At 74.8% G+C, this 2,230-nt stretch carries 2 protein-coding genes; both read right to left on the minus strand.

What is annotated here, in order from left to right:
- Positions 1–1,237: YifB family Mg chelatase-like AAA ATPase (locus ACFQ4O_RS17030; RefSeq protein ID WP_378777499.1), on the minus strand; the 1,237-nt coding region annotated here is incomplete at its 3' end.
- Between the two features lie 99 nt (positions 1,238–1,336).
- Positions 1,337–2,230 (minus strand): penicillin-insensitive murein endopeptidase (mepA, locus tag ACFQ4O_RS17035; protein ID WP_378777501.1); only part of this gene is annotated, 894 nt, incomplete at its 5' end.

The raw sequence follows: 2,230 nt of genomic DNA on the forward strand, positions 1-2,230 counted from the left end.
CCGCCGCCACCCGGGCGGCCACCGTCGCGCTGTCCTCGCTTGCGGGCGGCGCCATCAGGTCGGCGGCGGTGACGGCCGGCACGTCGAGCCTGAGGTCGATGCGGTCGAGCAGCGGGCCGGAGATGCGGGACTGGTACTCCTGCGCGCAGCGGGGACCCCGGCGGCAGGCGTGGCCGCCCTCGCCCCCGCCGCAACGGCACGGGTTCATGGCCGCCACCAGCTGGAACCGGGCCGGATAGGCGATGCGGTGGTTGGCGCGGGCGATCACCGCCTCGCCGGTCTCCAGCGGCTGGCGCAGCGCGTCCAGCGCCTGGGCCGAGAACTCCGGCAGCTCGTCGAGGAACAGCACGCCGTGATGGGCGAGCGCGATCTCGCCGGGGCGCGGCCGGGCCCCGCCGCCCACCAGCGCCGCCATGGAGGCGGAATGGTGCGGCGCGCGGAACGGGCGCCGGTTGGTGAGCCGCCCGCCCGCGAGCTCCCCCGCCACCGAGCGGATCATCGCCACCTCCAGCAGCTCCTTCGGCGCGAGCGGCGGCAGCAGCGCGGGCAGCCTGCTCGCCAGCATGGACTTGCCGGCGCCGGGAGGGCCCGCGAGCAGCAGGTTGTGGCCGCCGGCGGCCGCGATCTCCAGCGCGCGCTTGGCGCTCTCCTGACCGCGCACGTCCTTCAGGTCGGCGTATGCGGGGGCGGCGTCCGGCAGGCTGGCGGAGGGGCGCGCCAGCACCTGCGTTCCCTTGAGATGGTTCGCGATCTGGATCAGCGACCGGGGCGCGACGATCGGCAGGTCGGCGCTGGCCCAGGCGGCTTCGGGGCCGCAGGCCTCCGGGCAGATCAGCATGTGGCCGCGGGCGTGGGCCGCCACCGCCGCCGGCAGCGCCCCGGCCACGGGGGCGAGCGTGCCGTCGAGCGCCAGCTCCCCGAGCACGGTGCAGTCGGCGAGCGATTCCGGCGGCACCGCGCCCAGCGCCGCCATCAATCCGAGCGCGATCGGCAGGTCGAAATGCGAGCCTTCCTTCGGCAGGTCCGCCGGCGCCAGATTGACGGTGATGCGCCGGGGCGGCAGCGCGAGACCGGACGCCACCAGAGCGGCGCGCACCCTCTCCCGCGCCTCCGTCACCGCCTTGTCCGGCAGGCCGACCACATGGAACGCCGGCAGGCCGGGCGCCACCTGCACCTGCACGTCGACGGCCCGCGCCTCGACGCCCTCGAAGGCGACGGTGGAGACCCACGTGACCATGCCCTGACCCCCGCCCCGGCGCGCGTTGCGATCCTCGCGCGTCCGGATCGTAGCGGAGCCGGCCGGTCCGTCAAGAACAATAAGCGAACATCGCTCCGGTCACGGCGCGCGGATGACGTCCGCGCAGGCGGGCGGCAGATCGGCCAGCGTCATGGGCGGGCGCGGCTTCGGCGGGATCTTCGGCGGCTTCGGGAACAGCCGGCCGGGGGTGAACCACCAGTCCAGATCCTTGCCGCAGCCCTCGCCCTCGCGCGGCTCCGGTTGCGGCTTGCAGGAGGCTTCGCCCGCCGGGCAGCCGATGCGGACGTGGAAGTGATAGTCGTGGCCCCAGACGGGCCGCACCTTCTGCAGCCAGCTGCGGTCGCCCTTGGTCTGCTCGCACAGCGCCTTCTTGATGGCGGGGTTCACCAGCACCCGCTCCACCGCGCCGTCGTTGGCGGCGGCGCGGATCACCTTGAGATGGTCCGGCGTCCAGAAGCCGTTCACGTGGGTGCGCTCGGGCGCCACCACCAGCGTGGACATCATCGTCTCCCGCTGGGCGGGGCTGAGCGGCGCCGGCGGCATGGGCCGCAGCCAGATGTCCACGTCGAGCCCGATCTGGTGCGAGGCGTGGCCCTTCAGCATGGGCCCGCCCCGGGGCTGGGACAGATCGCCCACCAGCACGCCGGGCCAGGCGGTGGTGGCCGCGACCCGTTTCGAGAAGCGCTGGACGAAGGAGATCAGCGCCAGACGGCCGTAAAAGCGGTCGCGGGAGGGGCGCATCACCTGCCAGGTCGGCCCCGTGAGCGGCAGCATGGAGGCGCTGGCGAGACAGCCCTTGGAGTAGAAGCCGATCGAGGCCTCGCGCCCGCCGCTCGGCGTCCGCGCCCGGCCGAACAGCTCCTTGGCGGGCGTCGCGGCGGTGATCGGCGGCATCGGCCCGAGCTTGAAGCCCTGGGGCGTCACGTCCTGCGCGGCGGCGGCGCCCGCGCCGGCCAGAAGGAGCGCGGCGGC

Origin of the sequence: Methylopila musalis, from assembly GCF_042679725.1 — a bacterium.
GTDB lineage: Bacteria > Pseudomonadota > Alphaproteobacteria > Rhizobiales > Methylopilaceae > Methylopila > Methylopila musalis.